The 924-nt window shown below is 66.6% G+C and carries 1 protein-coding gene; it reads left to right on the plus strand.

Going from position 1 to position 924, the window contains the following annotated elements; translation table 11 throughout:
- Nucleotides 1-196 precede the first annotated feature (196 nt).
- Nucleotides 197-924: DUF222 domain-containing protein (locus DDA93_RS16120; RefSeq protein ID WP_243400680.1), on the plus strand; the 728-nt coding region annotated here is incomplete at its 3' end.

Here is a 924-nt window from a genome sequence, read left to right on the forward strand (position 1 = left end):
GGCTCCGATTCCGCTTCTGATAGCGGGTCCGCGAACACTGCCTCGGGTGCCTCGGGTGCCTCGGGTGCCTCGGGTGCCTCGGGTGCCTCGGGTGCCTCGGGTGCCTCGGGTGCCTCGGGTGTCGGGTGGGTATGGTCCGGGTGGTCCGCTCAGTGTTGACGCGTTCTGGGAGGCGCCTCAGGCCGACGGGCCTGACGTGCCTGATAAGCCCGGTCCGGTATTTGGTTCGGGTGGGCGGGTGCGTTCCAGTGCGGAATCGCCGGCCTTGACCGGCCATCTCGGGTTGGCTGCGGTGGCGGGTCTGGACTCTGCTCAGACGGTGGACGCGTTGAAGGACGTCGCTGAGCTGAGGTCCTGGCTTGATGCGCAGGAAGCCAAGTTAGCTACCCGGGCGTTGGACCTCCAGGCCGAGCAGATCCACGGCGGTCGCGGGGCCTTTGGATTCGATAAGCCCCTCGCCGCGGCCGAGGTCGGTGCCGCGTTACATTTGCCGGAACGTACCGCGGGGTCCCTGATCGAACACAGCACCCTGCTGGTCCGGCATTACCCTTCCACCCTCCATGCTTTGGAAGCTGGTCGGTTTTCCCGTCGCCACGCGTGGGCTGTGGTGGAGGAAGTCACCAGCATCCCCCATACCTTCGCGGCGGCGTCGGCGGCGTTCGAGGACCGGCTCATTACGATGGCCGGGAAGATGACGGTCTCGAAGTTCTATTACCAGGCAGTGAGGCTCCGGGAGAGGCTGCACCCCGAGTCGATCAGCACCCGCCGTCAAAAAGCAGTCCTGGGCCGGTTAGTGCAGCTGAGTCCTGCCTACGACGGGATGGCGTGGCTCGAAGCCTACCTACCCACCGACCAGGCTGCCGGGATTTTCCACCGCGTCGACACCGCAGCCCGGGCCTTGCAGGGACCCGACGAGGCCAGGAC

Source organism: Arthrobacter sp. Bz4, from assembly GCF_003075455.1.
GTDB lineage: Bacteria > Actinomycetota > Actinomycetes > Actinomycetales > Micrococcaceae > Arthrobacter_D.